Source organism: Streptomyces sp. NPDC051822, from assembly GCF_044452745.1.
GTDB lineage: Bacteria > Actinomycetota > Actinomycetes > Streptomycetales > Streptomycetaceae > Streptomyces.
Genome location: NZ_JBITBZ010000002.1, coordinates 622,433 through 642,809 on the forward strand (window position 1 = coordinate 622,433; position 20,377 = coordinate 642,809).

General features: G+C 71.4%; 17 protein-coding genes and 1 tRNA gene. 16 read left to right on the forward strand and 2 right to left on the reverse strand.

Translation table 11 applies throughout. The annotated features are described in order from the left end of the window. Positions 1-37 precede the first annotated feature (37 nt). The gene (asnB, locus tag ACIA8N_RS08655; RefSeq protein WP_365782078.1) at positions 38-1,588 is read left to right on the forward strand and encodes an asparagine synthase (glutamine-hydrolyzing); all 1,551 of its coding nucleotides are present in this window, start codon (positions 38-40) and stop codon (positions 1,586-1,588) included. On the opposite strand, the gene ACIA8N_RS08660 is transcribed toward asnB, so the two are convergent. Both ACIA8N_RS08660 and ACIA8N_RS08665 read right to left on the reverse strand, forming a co-directional pair. Next, entirely contained in the window at positions 1,523-2,575 is a 1,053-nt protein-coding gene (locus ACIA8N_RS08660; RefSeq protein ID WP_399415968.1) for a saccharopine dehydrogenase, read from the reverse strand. The two genes, asnB and ACIA8N_RS08660, sit on opposite strands and share 66 nt — an antisense overlap. 175 nt (positions 2,576-2,750) lie before the next feature. After that, a tRNA-Arg gene (locus ACIA8N_RS08665) sits at positions 2,751-2,822 on the reverse strand. 159 nt (positions 2,823-2,981) lie between these two features. On the opposite strand from ACIA8N_RS08665, the gene ACIA8N_RS08670 reads away from it, so the two are divergent. The 15 genes from ACIA8N_RS08670 (at position 2,982) to ACIA8N_RS08740 (ending at position 20,232) form a co-directional block, all read left to right on the forward strand. Continuing rightward, on the forward strand, positions 2,982-3,479 hold the full coding sequence (locus tag ACIA8N_RS08670; RefSeq protein WP_365782076.1) for a response regulator: 498 nt from the start codon (positions 2,982-2,984) through the stop codon (positions 3,477-3,479). 155 nt (positions 3,480-3,634) lie between these two features. Further along, positions 3,635-4,615, forward strand: coding sequence for an ArgS-related anticodon-binding protein NrtL (nrtL, locus tag ACIA8N_RS08675; RefSeq protein ID WP_365782074.1), 981 nt, complete (start codon positions 3,635-3,637; stop codon positions 4,613-4,615). A gap of 18 nt (positions 4,616-4,633) precedes the next feature. Further along, the gene (gene lysA / locus ACIA8N_RS08680) at positions 4,634-6,025 is read left to right on the forward strand and encodes a diaminopimelate decarboxylase (RefSeq protein ID WP_365782072.1); all 1,392 of its coding nucleotides are present in this window, start codon (positions 4,634-4,636) and stop codon (positions 6,023-6,025) included. A gap of 171 nt (positions 6,026-6,196) precedes the next feature. After that, positions 6,197-7,495, forward strand: coding sequence for a homoserine dehydrogenase (locus ACIA8N_RS08685; RefSeq protein WP_365782229.1), 1,299 nt, complete (start codon positions 6,197-6,199; stop codon positions 7,493-7,495). Positions 7,496-7,501: 6 nt separating this feature from the next. Beyond that, the gene (thrC, locus tag ACIA8N_RS08690) at positions 7,502-8,572 is read left to right on the forward strand and encodes a threonine synthase (RefSeq protein WP_365782069.1); all 1,071 of its coding nucleotides are present in this window, start codon (positions 7,502-7,504) and stop codon (positions 8,570-8,572) included. 301 nt (positions 8,573-8,873) lie between these two features. Next, positions 8,874-9,791: a homoserine kinase gene (gene thrB / locus ACIA8N_RS08695; RefSeq protein WP_365782067.1), complete on the forward strand. Its 918-nt coding sequence runs from the start codon at positions 8,874-8,876 to the stop codon at positions 9,789-9,791. Between the two features lie 416 nt (positions 9,792-10,207). Next, positions 10,208-12,274, forward strand: coding sequence for a transcription termination factor Rho (gene rho, locus ACIA8N_RS08700; RefSeq protein ID WP_365782065.1), 2,067 nt, complete (start codon positions 10,208-10,210; stop codon positions 12,272-12,274). A gap of 205 nt (positions 12,275-12,479) precedes the next feature. Then, a complete protein-coding gene (locus tag ACIA8N_RS08705; protein WP_365782063.1) occupies positions 12,480-13,577 on the forward strand; it encodes an LCP family protein in 1,098 nt (365 codons plus the stop codon). Positions 13,578-13,711: 134 nt separating this feature from the next. Then, positions 13,712-13,933 carry a 50S ribosomal protein L31 gene (gene rpmE, locus ACIA8N_RS08710; RefSeq protein WP_030210647.1) on the forward strand — a complete coding sequence of 74 codons (222 nt, stop codon included), beginning with the start codon at positions 13,712-13,714 and terminating at the stop codon, positions 13,931-13,933. A 98-nt stretch (positions 13,934-14,031) separates the two neighbouring features. Continuing rightward, on the forward strand, positions 14,032-15,108 hold the full coding sequence (gene prfA / locus ACIA8N_RS08715; protein WP_359214636.1) for a peptide chain release factor 1: 1,077 nt from the start codon (positions 14,032-14,034) through the stop codon (positions 15,106-15,108). A gap of 49 nt (positions 15,109-15,157) precedes the next feature. Then, positions 15,158-16,039, forward strand: a complete 882-nt coding sequence (prmC, locus tag ACIA8N_RS08720; RefSeq protein ID WP_211270406.1) for a peptide chain release factor N(5)-glutamine methyltransferase — start codon at positions 15,158-15,160, stop codon at positions 16,037-16,039. 85 nt (positions 16,040-16,124) lie between these two features. Next, complete coding sequence (locus ACIA8N_RS08725) at positions 16,125-16,772, forward strand: L-threonylcarbamoyladenylate synthase (RefSeq protein WP_030553520.1); 648 nt, start codon at positions 16,125-16,127, stop codon at positions 16,770-16,772. Continuing rightward, a complete protein-coding gene (locus ACIA8N_RS08730) occupies positions 16,769-17,416 on the forward strand; it encodes a low molecular weight phosphatase family protein (protein ID WP_030553522.1) in 648 nt (215 codons plus the stop codon). The genes ACIA8N_RS08725 and ACIA8N_RS08730 overlap by 4 nt, the downstream gene beginning before the upstream one ends. A 136-nt stretch (positions 17,417-17,552) precedes the next feature. Continuing rightward, complete coding sequence (gene glyA / locus ACIA8N_RS08735) at positions 17,553-18,800, forward strand: serine hydroxymethyltransferase (protein ID WP_365782060.1); 1,248 nt, start codon at positions 17,553-17,555, stop codon at positions 18,798-18,800. A gap of 118 nt (positions 18,801-18,918) precedes the next feature. Continuing rightward, on the forward strand, positions 18,919-20,232 hold the full coding sequence (locus ACIA8N_RS08740; RefSeq protein ID WP_365782058.1) for an MraY family glycosyltransferase: 1,314 nt from the start codon (positions 18,919-18,921) through the stop codon (positions 20,230-20,232). The last annotated feature ends 145 nt before the right edge of the window (positions 20,233-20,377 follow it).

Here is a 20,377-nt window from a genome sequence, read left to right on the forward strand (position 1 = left end):
CACCCGTACGCGCCCCTGCCGATCTAGGAGTACGCACATGTGCGGAATCGTCGCCGCGACCGGCCGGGTCGATGTGCCGCTCTGCCGCGAGATGCTCGCCCGGATCGCGCACCGCGGTCCCGACGGCACGGGAGAGATCCACCGCGGTGACGTCTGGCTCGGCCACCGGCGCCTGTCCATCATGGACCCCGCCGGCGGGCATCAGCCGCTCGTGGGTCCGGACGGCCGTTCCCTCCTCGTCGCCAACGGCGAGATCTACAACCACCTTCGGCTCAGGGAGGAACTCGGCGTCGAGCGGTTCACCACCGGCTCCGACAGCGAGGCGGCACTGCACGCACTGCTCGCGGACGGCCCGGCCGGACTCACCCGGCTGCGAGGCATGTTCGCCCTGGCGTACGCCGACGAGGCGGGCTCCCTCCTCGTGGCCCGCGACGCCCTGGGCGTGAAGCCTCTCTACTGGGCCCGCAAGGACGGCTGCGTGCTCTTCGCCAGCGAACTCCGGGCCTTCGACCCCGCCGACCGGCCGATGGTGGAGAGCTTCCCGCCGGGATGCTCCTGGAGCCCGCGGGGCGGCCTCGTCCGCTTCGCCGACGCAGTCCCGCCTCACGTCCGCCCGGCCAGGCGCGCCCAGGCGGGGGAACCGGCCGAGACGCTGCTCAAGTCGGTGCGGGAGACGATCACCGGCGCCGTCGAAGCCCGGATGATGAGCGACGTCGGCATCGGCGTGTTCCTCTCCGGTGGCCTCGACTCGGCGATCGTCACCGCCGTGGCCGCGGAGTACGCGCGACGGCACGGAGACCGCCGCCCGCTCCCCACGTTCGCGGTCGGCGCCCCCGGCAGCCCCGACCTGCTGGCCGCGCGGGTGGTCGCGGAGCATCTCGGCACCGATCACCACGAGGTGGTGATGACGCCCGAGGACGCCGTGGCCGCGCTGCCGAGGGCGGTCCGGGCGATCGAGCACTTCGACGTGCACCTGGTGCGCAGCGCCGTACCGAACCTGCTCCTCGCCGAATACGCCTCCCGGCACGTGCGCGCCGTGCTCACCGGCGAGGGCGCGGACGAGCTGTTCGCCGGGTACCCGGACTGCCATCGCGAGCCGTACCTGCACCCGGACGCCCTCCAGGCCCGGCTGGTGGAGACGGTGGAGGGACTGCACAGGGAGAACCTGCAGCGCTGTGACCGGACCACGATGGCGTACGGGATGGAGGCACGGGTGCCGTTCCTCGACCGGGACGTCATCGAGCTGGCGCTCTCGATCCCGCCGGAGCACAAGATGACCGGTCCGGGCGTCGAGGAGAAGAAGCTGCTGAGGGACGCCTTCGCCGGCTGGCTTCCGGAGGAGATCCTGCGCCGCGGCAAGCTCCAGTTCGGCCACGGTTCCGGTTCCAAGAACGCCTTGACCGCCGCGTTGTCGACCTCCGTCTCTGTCTCCTCGCCTTCGGACGCCCAGGAGGAGGCTGCGTTCTACGCCCTGTGGCGGGCCGCGTTCCCCGGCATCCACCCGGAACGCACCCTGGGCCGGTCACCCGCCGTCCGGCGTGCCGACGGCTCGCCGGAAGGCCCGCAGGCAGCGCCCCCACTCCGGTGAGCCCTCCCGCAGCGCGAGGAGGAGGGGCCACAGGTCCGCGGAGAAGGCCCTGCTGGACTCGGCGGGAAGCAGGGAGGGCAGGTTGTCGATGGCGATGACGTCGAGCGGCCGGGGGCGGGCGCGCAGCCGCTCCACCGGTCGGTCCCAGTCCGTGGCCCTGTCGTAGACCGGGAGCGCGTGGAGGGGTGAGCCGACGTCGCAGGTGACGTCACCGATCACCGACAACCGCCGCCGGGGGCCGTCCAGATCGTCCTTCGTCAGGAACGGGGCCACCGGGTGGTCGGTGGCGATGGTGTTCACGAGGATGTCGTGCGCGAGCAGCGCGTCGCGGTCCAGCGCCCGGGTCTCGGCACTGTTCCAGCGGCTCGGCGCGACACCCGCGGTCGTGAGCGCGTCACAGGCCCCGCGGCCGCTGCGTCCGTGGGCGCCGATCACCACGGCGGTGAGCGGTTCGCCGCCGGAGGGCGGACGCAGCCTCTCGTCCAGCTCGCGCTGGGGCAGCGAGGCGAGGGGCGCGGTCAGGAGGCCCCTCCGGTGCAGAACGGCGAGGGCCGCGCCCGCGTATCCGGCCCAATGGCCGAACGCGGCGAGACGATGGCCGCCGGCGTCCACCAGGTACTCCAGGTCGAGCAGCAGACCCCCGCCGGCCTCGAACCGCCGGAGCAGGGCCCGCGCCCCCGCCTGTCCCTTGTAGGCGTGCCCGAAGTAGATGTGCCGGTGCCGCAACGGGCCGGGCCGGTCGGGCAGTTCTTTGAGTCCGAGGACGTAACTCCCCGCGGGGCAGAGGCTCGTCCAGCTGTCCTGCGGCGCGATCTCGCAGCCGGCGGCGGCGTACTCGTCGACCTGGAAGACGCGCTGCGTGGACTCCTCGACGGTCAGCCGAACCCCGTGCTCGACCAATCTGCGGGCATCCGCCGGGGCGAGCGCCGCACGCTGCTCGTTCCGCCGGGTCTCGTGTCGCATCCACAGGCACAGGGTGTCGGGCACCGGACGAGCGTCCGACATCCCCGCCCACCTGAACGCCCCGCCTCACCGCCGACCCCCGCGCGCGGCCCGTTCGCGTGACAGCCGTTCGGCCCAGCACACCCGCCCGCACACACAACAAGACCCCGCACTCAGCGTTTCCACTGATCACGGGGTCTGTGTGGCACTTCCTGCGAAGTGCCCCCGGCAGGATTCGAACCTGCGCACACGGCTCCGGAGGCCGTTGCTCTATCCCCTGAGCTACGGGGGCGCTGCCGCGTTCAGCGGCGACGGGTAGAACCCTACCAGCTCTCCGGGAGTGGCTGTGAACAGGTATTTCCGGGGCGTCACCAGGGGGTGGGTCCCCCGCGCGGGTCAGAAGTGGGTAAAACCCGGACGCGGCCGTTGGGGGCGCCCTACTCTCGTTCGTGTGTCAGGCGTGTCCGGTCGGGTGCTCGTTGTCGATGACAACAAGGTGATCCGGCAGTTGATCAGGGTCAATCTCGAACTCGAGGGGTTCGAGGTCGTGACCGCGGCCGATGGTGCCGAGTGTCTGGATGTCGTACATCAGGTTCGTCCTGATGTCGTCACCCTGGACGTCGTCATGCCCCGACTCGACGGGATCAAGACGGCCGAGCGGCTGCGGGCCGATCCCCGCACCAGTCATCTGCCGGTCGCGATCATCAGTGCCTGCGGTGAGCACGAGGTCGCCGGCGTGGCCGGTTCCGGTGCCGACGCCTTCCTCGCCAAGCCCTTCGAGCCTGCCGAGCTCGTCCGCGTCGTGCATCAGCTGATGCAGCGGGAGCCCCGTGAGCGGCGCGAGCGGCCGGAGTCGGGCGGGTCCGACGGGGGAGAAGAGCCTGCCGCAGTGGAGGGGCGGCAGGAGCCGGGGACCCGACGTGCCGGCAGCACCCCCGGGATGCACTGAGCACGGTTCCGCCATCACGGGTCCGGATTCACGATTCCGGAATCACGGGTCCGGAATCACGTTCCCGGCGTCCCCGCGTCCCCTTCCGCCCCCCAGGTGCCCGCATGGCGAAACCCGTTCGCGTTTCGACCCCCCTCCTCCCCTAGGCTTGACCCGTGACCCCCGCGGACCTCTCCCTCACCGTGCTGCACGCCGTGCGCCGTGCGGTCGACGACGGTGCGCTGCGGGTCGACGTGCCCCCGCGGGTGAAGGTCGAGCGGGCCCGGCCCGGTGGTACAGGGGAGTACGCCAGCAACATCGCGCTCACTCTCGCCCGGCCCGCCGGGCGCAGCGCCCTCGTCGTCGCCGGGATCCTGGAGGAGCGGCTCCGTGACGCGCCCGGGCTGCGGGGCGTCGAGATCACCGGGCCCGGGTTCCTGAACTTCACCCTCAGGCGGGACGCCGGTGGCACGCTGGTGCGCGAGATCCTCGCCGCCGGGACCGGGCAGGGTTCCTCGTACGGGAGCGGCAGCGCCCTCGCAGGGACGACCGTCCGCTTCGCCCGCCCCGCCGAACCGCGGGCCGTCCTCGTCACCGAGACCGTCGTCCTGCTCCTGCGGGCGCACGGGGCCGACGCCGCGTTCGGCGGTGCCGAGCGGATCCACGTACGGCCCGGGACCTACGAGCCCGACGTCCTCGGCGTCGACGCCGCCCGCTGGGCCCTGCTGCGGCCCGCGCCGCAGGACCGGCCGCTCGACGGGCCGCCCCTCCTCGTCCAGCACGAGCGCAACTCCCTCTTCCGCGTCCGGTACGCGCACTCCCGGGTGCGCCGGCTGCTCGTCAACGGCGCGCAGCTCGGCGTCACCCCCTTGTACGAGGAGGAGGCGCCCGTCGACGCGCCCGAACTCCTCGGTCTCCTCGGCGACCACCCCGCCGTCCTCCTCGCCGCCGCCCGCCACCGCGCCCCCGACCGGGTCGCACGGCACGTGGAAGCGACCGCCGACGCGCTGCTCGCGTTCCAGCACACCGTTCTGCCGCTCGGCGACGAGAAACCCTCGGCCGCCCACCGCTCCCGGCTCGCGCTCGCCGAAGCCGCCGGGACGGTGCTCGCCGGTGGCCTCTCCGTGCTCGGCATCAGCGCACCCGACCGGATCTGAGAGAGCAGAAGAACAGACATGAGCCGTTCCGCCCACCCCGCAGGGCCCCGCCACGCCGACGTCCTCCCCGAGGGGCACTACACCGCACCCGCGGCCGACCTCAACGTCCTCGACCCGAAGGTCTGGTCCCGGACCGTCGACAGGGACGAGCGGGGGGTCCTCACCGTCGGCGGCATCGGCGTCGACGCGCTCGCCGAGGAGTTCGGCACGCCCGCCTACTTCCTCGACGAGACCGACTTCCGCGCCCGCTGCCGCGCCTGGGCCGACGCCTTCGGCAAGGACGCGGACGTCTTCTACGCCGGAAAGGCGTTCCTCTCGCGTGCCATCGTGCGGTGGCTCAAGGAGGAGGGGCTGAACCTCGACGTGTGCTCCGGCGGCGAACTCGCCACCGCCCTCTCCGCAGGGATGCCCGCCGAGCGGATCGCCTTCCACGGCAACAACAAGAGCGAGGAGGAGATCCGTACCGCCGTCGAGGCCGGCGTCGGCCGGATCGTCCTCGACTCCTTCCAGGAGATCGTGCGCGTCGCCCACATCGCACAGTCCCTCGGCAAGCGGCAGCGCGTGCAGATCCGGGTGACGGTCGGCGTCGAGGCCCACACCCACGAGTTCATCGCCACCGCGCACGAGGACCAGAAGTTCGGCATCGCGCTCGCCGGCGGGCAGGCCGCGGAGGCCGTACGGCGTGCGCTGAAGCTCGACGGCCTGGAGCTCATCGGCATCCACTCGCACATCGGGTCCCAGATCTTCGACATGGCCGGCTTCGAGGTCTCCGCCCGCCGCGTCGTGCAGCTGCTCGCCGAGGTCCGCGACGAGCACGGCGTCGAACTGCCCGAGATCGACCTCGGCGGCGGCCTCGGCATCGCGTACACCTCCGAGGACGACCCGCGCGAGCCCCACGAGATCGCCAAGGCGCTCGGCGAGATCGTGACGCGCGAGTGCGAGGCCGCCGGGCTCACCACCCCGCGCATCTCCGTCGAGCCCGGCCGCGCGATCGTCGGCCCGACGGCCTTCACGCTCTACCGGGTCGGCACGGTCAAGCCGCTCGAAGGGCTGCGCACGTACGTGAGCGTCGACGGCGGCATGTCGGACAACATCCGTACGGCCCTGTACGACGCCGAGTACAGCGTGAGCCTGGTCTCGCGGACCAGCGACGCCGCGCCGATGCTCTCCCGGGTCGTCGGCAAGCACTGCGAGAGCGGTGACATCGTCGTACGGGACGCCTTCCTCCCCGCCGACGTGGCGCCCGGCGACCTCATCGCCGTGCCGGCCACCGGCGCGTACTGCCGGTCCATGGCCAGCAACTACAACCACGCGCTCCGGCCGCCCGTCGTCGCCGTCCGGGAGGGCGAGGCGCGGGTGATCGTCCGGCGCGAGACGGAGGAAGATCTCCTGCGTCTCGACGTCGGATGATGAAATAGTCGAGTGATGGCCGAGTGATGAAATAGATGTCTCAGGATCCGGACAGGGGGCGGAAACCCCCGTCCGGTGAGTGAGACTGGTTCCACCGCGGAACCGCGGAGACACGAACCGCAGAGACACGAAACGTAGAGATACGAAGCAGGACGGGAAAGAGGTCGGATGATGCGTACGCGTCCGCTGAAGGTGGCGCTGCTGGGCTGTGGAGTGGTCGGCTCAGAGGTGGCGCGCATCATGACGACGCACGCCGACGACCTCGCCGCGCGCATCGGCGCCCCGGTCGAGCTCGCCGGCGTGGCCGTCCGCCGCCCGGACAAGGTCCGCGAGGGCATCCCCGCGGAGCTGATCACCACCGACGCCACGGCCCTGGTCGAACGGGACGACATCGACGTCGTCGTCGAGGTCATCGGCGGGGTCGAGCCGGCCCGCACCCTCATCACCACCGCCTTCGAGCACGGCGCCTCCGTCGTCTCGGCGAACAAGGCCCTGCTCGCCCAGGACGGCGCGAGCCTCTACGCCGCCGCCGAGAAGCACGGCCAGGACCTCTACTACGAGGCCGCCGTCGCCGGCGCCATCCCGCTGGTCCGGCCGCTGCGCGAGTCCCTCGCCGGCGACAAGATCAACCGGGTCATGGGCATCGTCAACGGCACCACGAACTTCATCCTCGACAAGATGGACACGTCCGGCGCCGGCTACTCCGAGGCGCTCGACGAGGCCACCGCCCTCGGGTACGCCGAGGCCGACCCGACCGCCGACGTCGAGGGCTTCGACGCCGCCGCCAAGGCCGCCATCCTCGCCGGGATCGCCTTCCACACGCGCGTGCGCCTCGACGACGTGTACCGGGAGGGCATGACCGAGGTCACCGCCGCCGACTTCGCCTCCGCCCGGCAGATGGGCTGCACCATCAAGCTGCTCGCCATCTGCGAGCGGGCCGCCGACGGCGGCTCCGTCACCGCGCGCGTGCACCCCGCGATGATCCCGCTCAGCCACCCGCTGGCCTCCGTCCGTGAGGCGTACAACGCGGTGTTCGTCGAGGCGGACGCGGCCGGGCAGCTCATGTTCTACGGCCCCGGCGCCGGCGGCTCTCCGACCGCCTCCGCCGTCCTCGGCGACCTCGTCGCCGTGTGCCGCAACAAGCTCAACGAGGCCAACGGCCCCGGCGAGTCCGCGTACACCCAGCTGCCCGTCAGCTCCATGGGCGAGGTCGTCACGCGCTACCACATCAGCCTCGACGTGGCCGACAAGCCGGGCGTCCTCGCCCAGGTCGCGACGGTCTTCGCCGAGCACGGTGTATCCATCGACACCGTCCGCCAGCACGGCCGACAGGACGGAGACGGCGAGGCCTCCCTCGTCGTCGTCACCCACCGCGCGCCCGACGCCGCCCTCTCCGGGACCGTCGAGGCACTGCGCAAGCTCGACACCGTGCGCGGTGTCGCCAGCATCATGCGTGTTGAAGGGGAGTAAGGACCCATGACCAGCAAGGGCACCCACCAGTGGCGCGGCATCATCGAGGAGTACCGGGACCGCCTTCCGGTCACGGACACGACGCCGGTCGTCACGCTCCGTGAGGGCGGTACGCCGCTCGTTCCCGCTCAGGTCCTCTCCGAGCGCACGGGCTGCGAGGTGCACCTCAAGGTCGAGGGCGCCAACCCCACCGGCTCCTTCAAGGACCGGGGCATGACCATGGCCATCTCGAAGGCCAAGGAGGAGGGCGCGCAGGCCGTCATCTGCGCCTCCACCGGCAACACCTCCGCCTCCGCCGCCGCCTACGCGGTGCGCGCCGGCATGGTGTCGGCCGTCCTCGTGCCGCAGGGCAAGATCGCGCTCGGCAAGATGGGCCAGGCCCTCGTGCACGGCGCGAAGATCCTCCAGGTCGACGGCAACTTCGACGACTGCCTGACGCTGGCCCGCGCGCTCTCCGAGAACTACCCGGTGGCGCTGGTCAATTCGGTCAACCCGGTCCGCATCGAGGGCCAGAAGACCGCCGCGTTCGAGATCGTGGACATGCTGGGCGACGCTCCCGACATCCACGTGCTGCCCGTCGGCAACGCCGGCAACATCACGGCGTACTGGAAGGGGTACCGCGAGTACGCCGCCGACGGTCTCGCGACGCACCGGCCGCGCATGTGGGGCTTCCAGGCCTCCGGTTCCGCCCCTCTGGTGCGCGGCGAGGTCGTCAAGGACCCGTCGACGATCGCCACCGCGATCCGTATCGGCAACCCGGCCTCGTGGGACTACGCGATCGCCGCGCGCGACGAGTCGGGCGGCTTCATCGACGAGGTGACGGACCGTGAGATCCTGCGCGCCTACCGCCTGTTGGCCGCTCAGGAGGGCGTCTTCGTCGAGCCCGCGTCGGCCGCGTCCGTCGCCGGTCTGCTGAAGGCCGCGGAGCAGGGCAAGGTCGACCCCGGCCAGCGGATCGTCTGCACGGTCACCGGCAACGGCCTCAAGGACCCCGACTGGGCCGTCGCCGGCGCGCCGCAGCCGGTCACCGTCCCGGTCGACGCGGCCGCCGCCGCCGAGCGCCTCGGTCTGGCCTGATCCCGATCCCCTGAGTGGGGCAGCAGTACTGATCGAAACCCGATCAGGAACGTACATAGGCGCACAGGTTGGCTCGCGACACGCATCGTGCGCCTCCTGTGCGCCCTATGTCGCGGCAGAACCTTCCTTCGATAGGCTGTACCGAACCCGCCCCGACGCATATGCGCGGTGTCGTTGCCGTTGTCGCCTTCGTGGCCGAAACGGCCCCCGGGTTCTCGTGTACTTCCCCTGAAACACCCGCTGTTCTGAGTACCCGCTGTTCTGAAACACCGTTGTCGCAATCAAGGAGAGTCATCGAGCGATGGCCGGTCCAGCGTTCCGCGCCGCCGCCGTACGGGTGCGCGTCCCCGCCACCAGCGCCAATCTCGGTCCGGGCTTCGACGCCTTCGGCCTGTCGCTGGGCCTCTACGACGACGTCGTCGTCCGTGTCGCCGACTCCGGGCTGCACGTCGACATCGCCGGTGAGGGTGCCGAGACGCTCCCGCGCGACGAGAGCCACCTGCTCGTACGCTCCCTGCGCACGGCCTTCGACCTGCTCGGCGGGCAGCCGCGCGGCCTCGAGGTCGTCTGCGCCAACCGCATCCCGCACGGCCGCGGCCTCGGCTCCTCCTCCGCCGCCATCTGTGCCGGCATCGTCGCCGCCCGCGCCGTGACCATAGGCGGGGACGCCCGGCTCGACGAGGCCGCCCTCCTGGAGCTGGCCACCGAGATCGAGGGTCACCCCGACAACGTCGCCGCCTGTCTGCTCGGCGGATTCACGCTCGCCTGGACCGAGTCCGGTGCCGCGCGGGCGATCAGGATGGATCCCTCGGATTCCATCGTTCCGGTGGTTTTCGTCCCCGGGAAGCCGGTGCTGACGGAGACCGCCCGCGGCCTCCTCCCGCGCACCGTCCCGCACGTGGACGCCGCCGCCAACGCCGGACGCGCCGCCCTCCTCGTCGAGGCCCTGACCCGCCGCCCCGAGCTGCTGCTCGCGGCCACCGAGGACAGGCTGCACCAGGAGTACCGGGCTCCCGCGATGCCGGAGAGCATCGCCCTGGTGAACCGGCTGCGGGCGGACGGCGTCCCCGCGGTCATCTCCGGCGCGGGCCCCACGGTGCTCGCGCTGGCCGAACACGGTACGGCCGACAAGGTCGCCCGACTGGCGGGCGAGGGCTGGGCCGCCAACCGGCTCGACCTCGACGCGCACGGAGCGTGCGTCCTGCCGCTGGCGCCCTAGGGCGCGGCGGTACGGACGCCGGGCAGCGTCCGTGCCAGGAGATTGCCGGTGAGGGAGAGGGGGAATGTTTGTTGGAGCCGGTAGTGTTAACCTCAAGTCAGCACCCGGCGCCTTTGTGGCGCGGTGCTGAGTGTCCCCATCAGGGACCACCGATTCTTCCGGGAGCCTCCCCAACTGCCTGAGCAGCCTGCCTGAGCAGTTTCGAGCACGCTCCGGAACCGGCACGACACCCCTCGCTCTTCTGCAGTGAGGGCCGAGCAGGGGGCGCTCGGGCCGGACCCACAGCACGTTCTCTCTCCGCCGTACCCGGCGGGACCACCGCCCCGGACACGGTCCACCCACACGGGACCGCTGCCGGACAGCACAACCGGTCGCCGAGCCAGATGGCCGACGTCCGCTCCAGGGAAGGACCCTTCGTGAGCGACACCACCGATCTGATGGGCGTGACTGCCGACAGCAGTGTCGACGCCGCGCCCGCCGCAGGTGCTGCCACCGGCGGCACCGCCCGGCGCCGCCGCTCCGGCACCGGCCTCGACGGCATGGTCCTGGCCGAGCTGCAGCAGGTCGCGTCCGGCCTCGGTATCAGGGGCACCGCGCGGATGCGCAAGAGCCAGCTGATCGAGGTCATCAAGGAGGCCCAGGCCGGTGGAGGCTCCGCCGCCCCCGCCAAGGCCGCCGACGCCACCGAGACCAAGCCGAAGCGCCGCGCCACCACCAAGGCCCGGACGGGCGAGACCGCCACCGAGGCCCCCGCGCCCAAGGCGGAGAAGGCCGAGAAGGCCGTCGCCCAGCAGCAGATCGACATCCCGGGCCAGCCGGCGTCGGACGACCAGCCGGCCGGTGAGCGCCGTCGTCGTCGGGCCACCGCCCCCGCCGGTTCGCCGGAGGGCGAGGCCAAGGCCGAGGCCCCGCAGGCCGTCAAGACCGAGGCCCGCGCCGAGACCCGTACCGAGGTCAAGGCCGACACGCAGACCGACACCAAGGCCGACGCCGCCGTCGACGGCGCCGAGGGCCGTGGCCGCCGTGACCGCGGCGAGCGGGGCGAGCGCGGGGAGCGCGGCGAGCGCCGTGACCGCCGTGACCGTCAGCGCGACCGCGGCAAGGGTGACGAGCAGCAGGGCGGTGGCCAGGGCGGCCAGCGTCAGCGCCAGGGCGGCCAGGGCCAGGGCCAGCAGGTCCAGAGCCAGAGCCAGAGCCAGCAGGGTGGCCCGCAGGCCGGTCCGCAGGACGACTACGACGACGAGGCCGGCGGCCGCCGCGGACGCCGCGGTCGTTACCGCGACCGTCGTGGGCGCCGTGGGCGTGACGACTTCCAGGCCGGCGAGCCGCAGGTCGCGGACGACGACGTCCTGATCCCCGTCGCGGGCATCCTCGACATCCTCGACAACTACGCGTTCATCCGGACCTCCGGCTACCTGCCCGGTCCGAACGACGTGTACGTCTCCCTCGCCCAGGTCCGCAAGAACGGTCTGCGCAAGGGTGACCACGTCACCGGCGCCGTCCGGCAGCCGAAGGACGGCGAGCGCCGCGAGAAGTTCAACGCGCTGGTCCGCCTGGACTCGGCCAACGGCATGGCCGCCGACTCCGGCCGTGGCCGCCCCGAGTTCAACAAGCTGACCCCGCTGTACCCGCAGGACCGGCTCCGTCTGGAGACCGACCCGGGCGTGCTGACCACCCGGATCATCGACCTCGTGTCGCCGATCGGCAAGGGCCAGCGCGGTCTGATCGTGGCCCCGCCGAAGACCGGCAAGACCATGATCATGCAGGCGATCGCCAACGCGATCACCACGAACAACCCCGAGTGCCACCTGATGGTCGTCCTGGTCGACGAGCGTCCGGAAGAGGTCACCGACATGCAGCGGTCGGTCAAGGGCGAGGTCATCTCCTCGACCTTCGACCGTCCGGCCGAGGACCACACCACCGTCGCCGAGCTGGCCATCGAGCGCGCCAAGCGTCTCGTGGAGCTGGGCCACGACGTGGTCGTCCTGCTCGACTCGATCACCCGCCTGGGCCGCGCGTACAACCTCGCGGCGCCGGCCTCCGGCCGCATCCTGTCCGGTGGTGTCGACTCGACCGCCCTCTACCCGCCGAAGCGCTTCTTCGGTGCCGCGCGCAACATCGAGGACGGCGGCTCGCTGACCATCCTCGCGACCGCGCTGGTCGACACCGGTTCGCGCATGGACGAGGTGATCTTCGAGGAGTTCAAGGGCACCGGCAACATGGAGCTCAAGCTCGACCGGAAGCTCGCCGACAAGCGCATCTTCCCGGCGGTGGACGTCGACGCGTCCGGTACCCGTAAGGAAGAGATCCTGCTCGGCGCCGACGAGCTCGCCGTCACCTGGAAGCTGCGTCGCGTGCTGCACGCGCTCGACCAGCAGCAGGCGATCGAGCTGCTCCTCGACAAGATGAAGCAGACGAAGTCGAACGGCGAGTTCCTGCTGCAGATCCAGAAGACGACGCCTGGCGGCAAGAACGACGACTGACGCGAGACCCGCGTCACACGACGAGTACCGGGCCCCGTGCCCGTAACCCCGCCGTGACCTGCGTGAACCACTGCGCCCACCGTGCCCCGCACGGTGGGCGCAGTGCTGTTCCCGTCGGCGCTCACCGAAACCTCACAGGTCCGTATGCAACCCTTTCGGGTGCTTCGCCGTCACATACGGTGAACCGAGGGCCCGAGGGATGACGATGACCGAGCAGAGCAAGAGCGCCCGAACAGGCGGCGCGGGAAGCGGCCGCCGCCGCAAGCCGCCCGCCCCGCGCAGCCGAAGAACGGCGGTCCTCGTCTCGGGTGCCGTCGCGATCCTCGCCCTCGGCGGCGCCGGACTCGGATACGTGTACGTCAAGCTCGACGGCAACCTCCAGGGCGTCGACATCAACGCCCAGCTGGGCAGCGACCGCCCCGACGACGTCGACGACGGCTCCATGGACATCCTCGTCCTCGGCTCCGACTCGCGCGCCGGCGACAACGGCGCCTACGGCGAGGACGAGGGCGGCGCCCGCTCCGACACCGCGATGGTCGTCCACGTCTACGAGGGCCACAAGAAGGCGAGCGTCGTCTCGATACCCCGCGACACCCTCGTCGACCGGCCCTCCTGCACCGACGGCCGCGGCGGCACCGTCGCCGGCGAGCAGCGGGCCATGTTCAACACCGCGTACGAGGCCGGCGGCCCCGCCTGCGCCGTCAAGACGGTCGAGTCGATGTCCGGCATCCGCATGGACCACTACATCGAGGTCGACTTCACCGGCTTCAAGAAGCTCATAGACGAACTCGGCGGGGTGGAGATCACCACCACCACGGCCATCAAGGACGACAAGAGCCACCTCGACCTCCCGCCGGGCACCCACACCCTCGACGGCGAGCAGTCCCTCGGCCTCGTCCGTACCCGCAAGAGCGTCGGCGACGGCAGCGACCTCGGCCGCATCCAGCTCCAGCAGGCCTTCGTGAAGGCCTTCATCGACCAGGTCAAGGACATCGGCGTCCTCAGCAACCCGACCAAGCTCCTCGGCCTCGCCGACGCCGCCACCAAGGCCATCACCCCCGACTCCGAACTCGACTCGGTCAAGGAACTCATGGGCTTCGCGAAGGGCCTCTCCGGCATAGGCGCCCAGAACGTCCACATGGTCACCCTGCCCGTCGAGTACGACCCGCGGGACCTCAACCGGGTCATCCCCCTCGAAGCCCAGTCGCGGCAGGTCTGGACGGCCCTGAAGAACGACCGGCCGATCCCCGCGTCGGCGACGCGCGACGCGGCCACCGGCAAGGCCGACGGCGTCGTGAGGTAGCCGGGGAATACTTCCGCCCGGACCCCGGTTTGGGCAGATGCGGCCAGTCCTGGCAGACTGGTACGTCGGCCCCGGTTCACGCTCGTCGCAACCCGCGGAAGCGACCCGGAGCCCTCCCGAAACTAGGAGACACCTTGAAGCGCGAGATTCACCCCGAGTACGTCGAGACCCAGGTCAGCTGCACCTGTGGCGCGTCGTTCACCACCCGTAGCACCCTCACCGAAGGCACCATCCGTGCCGAGGTCTGCTCCGAGTGCCACCCGTTCTACACGGGCAAGCAGAAGATCCTCGACACCGGCGGCCGCGTGGCCCGCTTCGAGGCCCGCTTCGGCAAGGCCGGCTCCGCCGCGAAGTAGCGAGCCCCTGCGCCGGTCCACGGTCGCCCCGCGCGGGTGGCCGGGACCGGCGCTTTGCCGTCCCCGTAGCAACTGACGAAAAGACCAGGAGCCCCCCGATGTTCGAGGCGGTCGAGGAACTGGTCGGCGAGCACGCCGGCCTGGAGACGAAGCTCGCGGACCCCTCGGTCCACGCCGACCAGGCGAACGCGCGCAAGCTCAACAAGCGCTACGCCGAGCTGACCCCGATCGTCGCCACCTACCGGGCCTGGAAGCGGACCGGTGACGACATCGAGACCGCCCGCGAGTTCGCGCACGACGACCCCGACTTCGCCGCCGAGGTCAAGCAGCTGGAGAAGGACCGGGAGGAGCTCACCGAGAAGCTCCGCCTGCTCCTCGTCCCGCGCGACCCGAGCGACGACAAGGACGTCATCCTGGAGATCAAGGCGGGCGCGGGCGGCGACGAGTCCGCGCTCTTCGCCGGCGACCTGCTCCGCATGTACCTCCGGTACGCCGAGCGCGTCGGCTGGAAGACCGAGATCATCGACGCCACCGAGTCCGAGCTGGGCGGCTACAAGGACGTCCAGGTCGCCGTGAAGACCAAGGGCGGCAACGGCGCCACCGAGCCCGGCCAGGGCGTCTGGGCCCGCCTCAAGTACGAGGGCGGGGTGCACCGCGTCCAGCGCGTCCCCGCGACCGAGTCGGCCGGCCGCATCCACACCTCCGCCGCCGGCGTGCTCGTCACGCCCGAGGCCGAGGAGGTCGAGGTCGAGGTCCACGCCAACGACCTGCGCATCGACGTCTACCGCTCGTCGGGCCCCGGCGGCCAGTCGGTCAACACCACCGACTCCGCCGTCCGCATCACGCACCTGCCGACCGGGATCGTCGCCTCCTGCCAGAACGAGAAGAGCCAGCTCCAGAACAAGGAGCAGGCCATGCGCATCCTGCGCTCCCGGCTGCTCGCCGCCGCGCAGGAGGAGGCCGAGTCCAAGGCCGCCGACGCCCGCCGCAGCCAGGTCCGCACCGTCGACCGGTCCGAGAAGATCCGTACGTACAACTTCCCGGAGAACCGGATCTCGGACCACCGCGTCGGCTTCAAGGCGTACAACCTGGACCAGGTGCTCGACGGCGAGCTCGACCCGATGATCCAGGCATGCGTCGACGCCGACTCGGCCGCCAAGCTCGCAGCGGCGTAAGCGGCGGCGTAAGTTCCCCAAGTCCCACCCCGCACCACGGAGGACCAGCGTGCAGTCACTTTCTGGGGGGCGACCCCCAGGCCCCCGAAGTCTGCTGCTCGCCGAGGTGGCCCAGGCCACCCAGCGGCTGGCCGACGCCGGCGTCCCCTCTCCGCGTTTCGACGCGGAGGAGCTCGCCGCGTTCGTCCACGGCGTCAAGCGGGGGGAGCTGCACAACGTCAAGGACGTCGACTTCGACGCCCGCTACTGGGAGACCGTCGCCCGCCGCGAGGCCCGCGAGCCGCTCCAGCACATCACAGGGCGGGCGTTCTTCCGCTACCTGGAGCTCCAGGTGGGACCCGGCGTCTTCGTGCCCCGCCCGGAGACCGAGTCGGTCGTCGGCTGGGCCATAGACGCCGTACGCGCCATGGACGTCGTCGAACCCCTCATCGTCGACCTCTGCACCGGCTCAGGGGCCATCGCCCTCGCCATGGCCCAGGAGGTGCCGCGCTCGCGCGTGCACGCCGTCGAACTCTCCGACGACGCCCTCGTCTGGACCCGCAAGAACGCCGAGGGCTCCCGCGTCAGCGTCCACCAGGGCGACGCGCTCAGCGCCCTCCCGGAGCTGGACGGCCAGGTCGACCTGGTCATCTCCAACCCGCCGTACATCCCCCTCACCGAGTGGGAGTACGTGGCGCCCGAGGCCCGCGACCACGACCCGGAGATGGCCCTCTTCTCCGGCGAGGACGGCCTCGACACCATCCGCGGCATCGAGCGCACCGCCCACCGGCTCCTGCGCCCCGGCGGCCTCGTCGTCATCGAGCACGCGGACACCCAGGGCGGGCAGGTGCCGTGGATCTTCAACGAAGAGGCCGGCTGGGCCGACGCCGCCGACCACCCGGACCTGAACAACCGGCCGCGCTTCGCGACCGCCCGCAAGGCCATGCCATGACCGGCATGACGGCGACGACTGGCATGACTGGCACCACTGGCATGACTGCGATGACGAACCACGCGTACGAGGAGGCCGGGAACTGATGGCACGGCGATACGACTGCAACGAGGCGACCGACCGTGTGACCGGTCTGCGCGAGGCCGCGTCCGCCGTCCGCCGGGGCGAGCTGGTCGTGCTGCCCACCGACACCGTGTACGGGATCGGGGCGGACGCCTTCAGCAGCGAGGCCGTGGCGGACCTGCTGGCCGCCAAGGGCCGTGGCCGCAACATGCCCACGCCCGTGCTCATCGGCTCCCCGAACACCCTCCACGGCCTGGTCACGGACTTCTCCGAGCAGGCCTGGGAGCTCGTCGACGCCTTCTGGCCCGGCGCCCTCACCCTCGTCGCCCGGCACCAGCCGTCCCTCCAGTGGGACCTCGGCGACACCCGCGGCACGGTCGCCATCCGCATGCCCCTGCACCCGGTCGCCATCGAGCTGCTCACCGAGGTCGGCCCGATGGCCGTGTCCTCGGCCAACCTGACGGGCCACCCGTCCCCCGAGGACTGCGACGCGGCCCAGCAGATGCTGGGGGACTCCGTCTCCGTCTACCTCGACGGCGGGCCCACGCCCGGCATCGTCCCCTCGTCCATCGTCGACGTCACGGGCAAGGTCCCGGTGCTGCTGCGCCAGGGCGCGCTGTCCCCGGAGGAGCTCCGGAAGGTCGTACCCGACCTCGAGGTGGCGAATTGACCGCCCCTGAGGGGCGTGGCATAGCGGGGTTCGACGACAGCAACACCTTCCGCATCCTCCACGTCAGCACCGGCAACGTCTGCCGCTCGCCCATCACCGAGCGGCTGACCCGCCATGCCCTGTGCGACCGCCTCGGCGACCCCCTCGGGGGCGGCCTGATCGTGGAGAGCGCGGGCACCTGGGGCCACGAGGGCGCCCCGATGGAAGCCAACGCCGAACTGGTCCTCGCGGACTTCGGCGCGGACTACAGCGGCTTCGTGGGGCGAGAGCTCCTCGACGAGCACGTCATCCGCGCAGACCTGGTCCTGACCGCGACCCGCGACCACCGGGCCCAGGTCATCTCGATGGGCCATTCGGCGGGCCTGCGCACCTTCACCCTGAAGGAGTTCACCCGCCTGGTCCGCGCGATCGACCCCGCCACGCTCCCGGACGCCCACGACGAGGGCATGGTGGAACGCGCGCGTGCCCTGGTCCGCGCGGCAGCGGCTCTACGCGGGTGGCTCCTGGCCCCGTCGGTCGACGCGGACGAGGTCAACGACCCGTACGGGGCACCCATCACGTTCTTCCGCTCGATCGGCGACGAGATCAACCAGGCGCTGGAACCCGTGGTGACGGCGCTGACGGGTGTGTCGGCGCGGGATTGACTGCGTGGCCACGTCGGGCGGTCGGAGGCCGCCGCAGCGGTCCGACGCCCAGGAGGCCCCTCGGGCCGAGTGGTGCGAGGGGCGCGTCTGGAGGAGTCGACGGGCGGGCCGGGGGGCCGGTGCCTACATTGGTGACATGTCGGTCACCGTGCCCCTCCATGAGGACCTCGACGTCCTGCGCCGCCAGGACCCCGAGATCGCCGACGTGCTGCTCGGCGAGGTGCGCCGGCAGACCGACAGCCTGCAGCTGATCGCGGCCGAGAACTTCACCTCGGCCGCCGTCCTCGCGGCCCTCGGCTCCCCGCTCGCCAACAAGTACGCCGAGGGCTACCCCGGCGCCCGTCACCACGGCGGCTGCGAGTACGCCGACGCCGCCGAGCGGATCGCCGTGGAACGGGCCACCGCGCTCTTCGGAGCCGACCACGCGAACGTCCAGGCGCACTCGGGCTCCTCGGCCGTCCTGGCGGCGTACGCGGCCCTTCTGAGGCCCGGTGACACGGTCCTGGCCATGGGACTGAACCACGGCGGGCACCTCACCCACGGTTCACCCGCCAACTTCTCCGGGCGCTGGTTCGACTTCGTCCCCTACGGCGTGGACGCCGAGACCGGGCTCGTCGACTACGAACAGGTCGCCGCGCTCGCCCGCCACCACCGCCCCAAGGCGATCGTGTGCGGCTCCATCTCCTACCCCCGCCACCTCGACCACGCGATCTTCCGTGAGATCGCCGACGAGGTCGGCGCCTACCTCATCGCCGACGCGGCCCACCCCATCGGCCTGGTCGCCGGGGGAGCGGCCCCCAACCCGGTGCCGTACGCCGACGTGGTCTGCGCGACCACCCACAAGGTGCTGCGGGGCCCGCGGGGCGGAATGATCCTCTGCGGTGACGACCTCGCGGGGCGGATCGACCGGGCGGTTTTCCCGTTCACGCAGGGCGGCGCCCAGATGCACACCATCGCGGCCAAGGCGGTGGCCTTCGGGGAGGCGTCCACCCCGGCGTTCACCGGGTACGCCCATCAGGTGGTCGAGAACGCACGGGTGCTGGCCGCCGCGCTCGCCGACGAGGGCTTCGCCCTGACCACCGGCGGCACCGACACCCACCTCATCACCGCCGACCCGGCGCCCCTCGGCGTCGACGGCCGCACGGCCCGGGCCAGGCTGGCCGCCGCCGGCCTGGTGCTCGACACCTGCGCCCTGCCCCACGGGGAGGCGCGCGGCATCCGGCTCGGCACCGCGGCCGTCACCACCCAGGGGATGGGCGCGGTGGAGATGGCCCGGATCGCCACCCTGTTCACCGCGGCGCTGCGCGACGACGCCGGCGAGACCGCGCGGGTCCGGGCGGAGGTACGGGCACTGACGGGGCGTTTTCCCCCGTATGGACGCTGAGGAAAGACCGGGGAAAGACCGAGCGCAACCGTTCGGGTGCCCCCGGTGTCTCAAAGCACATGGACGGCACGGCTAGGGTGTGGGGCTGAGATGGCCAGCGATTCCTGTGGGGCAGCCCGTGCGTGATTACCTGCTGACGCTCTGTGTCACGGCCGCGGTGACCTATCTGCTCACCGGTCCGGTGCGGAAGTTCGCCATCGCGACCGGGGCGATGCCGGAGATCCGTGCCCGCGACGTACACCGAGAACCGACACCGAGGCTCGGTGGCATCGCCATGTTCTTCGGGCTGTGCGCGGGACTCCTCGTCGCCGACCACCTGCAGAACCTGAACAGCGTCTTCGAGCTGTCCAACGAGCCGCGCGCGCTGCTCTCCGGCGCGGCCCTGATCTGGCTGATCGGCGTCCTCGACGACAAGTTCGAGCTGGACGCGCTGATCAAGCTGGGCGCGCAGATGATCTCGGCGGGTGTGATGGTCGCCCAGGGTCTGACGATCCTGTGGCTGCCGATCCCGGGCGTCGGCGTGGTCCTCCTGACCCCGGCGCAGGGCACGCTCCTGACCGTCGCCCTGGTCGTCCTCACCATCAACGCCGTCAACTTCGTGGACGGACTCGACGGCCTCGCCGCCGGCATGGTCTGCATCGCCGCCGCCGCCTTCTTCCTGTACGCGTACCGCCTCTGGTACGGCTACACGATCGAGGCCGCCGCCCCCGCGACGCTCTTCACGGTCATCCTCATGGGCATGTGCCTGGGCTTCCTGCCGCACAACATGCATCCGGCGCGGATCTTCATGGGCGACTCCGGCTCGATGCTGATCGGCCTGATCCTGGCGGCCTCCGCCATCTCGATCACCGGCCAGGTCGACCCGGACGCGCTGAAGATCTTCGAGGGCTCGACCCGCGAGGCCACCCACGCCGCCCTGCCGGTCTTCATCCCGCTGCTGCTGCCACTGACGATCATCGCGATCCCGATGGCGGACCTGGTCCTGGCGATCGTGCGCCGCACCTGGAAGGGCCAGTCGCCGTTCGCGGCCGACCGCGGGCACCTGCACCACCGTCTCCTGGAGATCGGCCACTCGCACAGCCGCGCGGTGCTGATCATGTACTTCTGGTCGGCGCTGATCGCCTTCGGGACGCTGGCGTACTCGGTCCACTCGGCCTCGATGTGGATCGTCCTCTGCGTCGTCGCGCTGAGCGCGATCGGCCTGGTGCTGCTCCTGCTGCCGCGCTTCACCCCGCGCGCGCCCCGCTGGGCCGAGTCGGTCGTACCGCCCCGCTACCGCCGCCGCAAGAGGGTTGTCGCCGCGGAGGCGGTTCAGGAGCCCGTCGTGGACGAGGAGGAGCGGATTCCGGTGCCGGCGGGTCTCCACGGCTCCACGGCCATCGGCAACCGCGCGCGCTTCACCGACCGGCGGAAGGCCGGAACGCCGAGTTGACGAATGCCGCATCTGCGGCCACTACCAGACAAGACGCCCTCCTGTCGCGCACACACGCGCGGAGTAACTCTCATGTGTGACAGTTGGCACACCTTCTGGGTAAAGAACTACTCAAATAGTTTGTGATACCGTTCACGAGACCCGG

Coding starts and splice junctions, on each gene's coding strand:
- asnB (WP_365782078.1), top strand. CDS start 38: ATGTGCGGAATCGTCGCCGCGACCGGCCGGGTCGATGTGCCGCTCTGC.
- prfA (WP_359214636.1), top strand. CDS start 14,032: ATGTTCGAGGCGGTCGAGGAACTGGTCGGCGAGCACGCCGGCCTGGAG.
- glyA (WP_365782060.1), top strand. CDS start 17,553: ATGTCGGTCACCGTGCCCCTCCATGAGGACCTCGACGTCCTGCGCCGC.
- thrC (WP_365782069.1), top strand. CDS start 7,502: ATGACCAGCAAGGGCACCCACCAGTGGCGCGGCATCATCGAGGAGTAC.
- ACIA8N_RS08685 (WP_365782229.1), top strand. CDS start 6,197: ATGCGTACGCGTCCGCTGAAGGTGGCGCTGCTGGGCTGTGGAGTGGTC.
- lysA (WP_365782072.1), top strand. CDS start 4,634: ATGAGCCGTTCCGCCCACCCCGCAGGGCCCCGCCACGCCGACGTCCTC.
- ACIA8N_RS08705 (WP_365782063.1), top strand. CDS start 12,480: ATGACCGAGCAGAGCAAGAGCGCCCGAACAGGCGGCGCGGGAAGCGGC.
- ACIA8N_RS08725 (WP_030553520.1), top strand. CDS start 16,125: ATGGCACGGCGATACGACTGCAACGAGGCGACCGACCGTGTGACCGGT.
- thrB (WP_365782067.1), top strand. CDS start 8,874: ATGGCCGGTCCAGCGTTCCGCGCCGCCGCCGTACGGGTGCGCGTCCCC.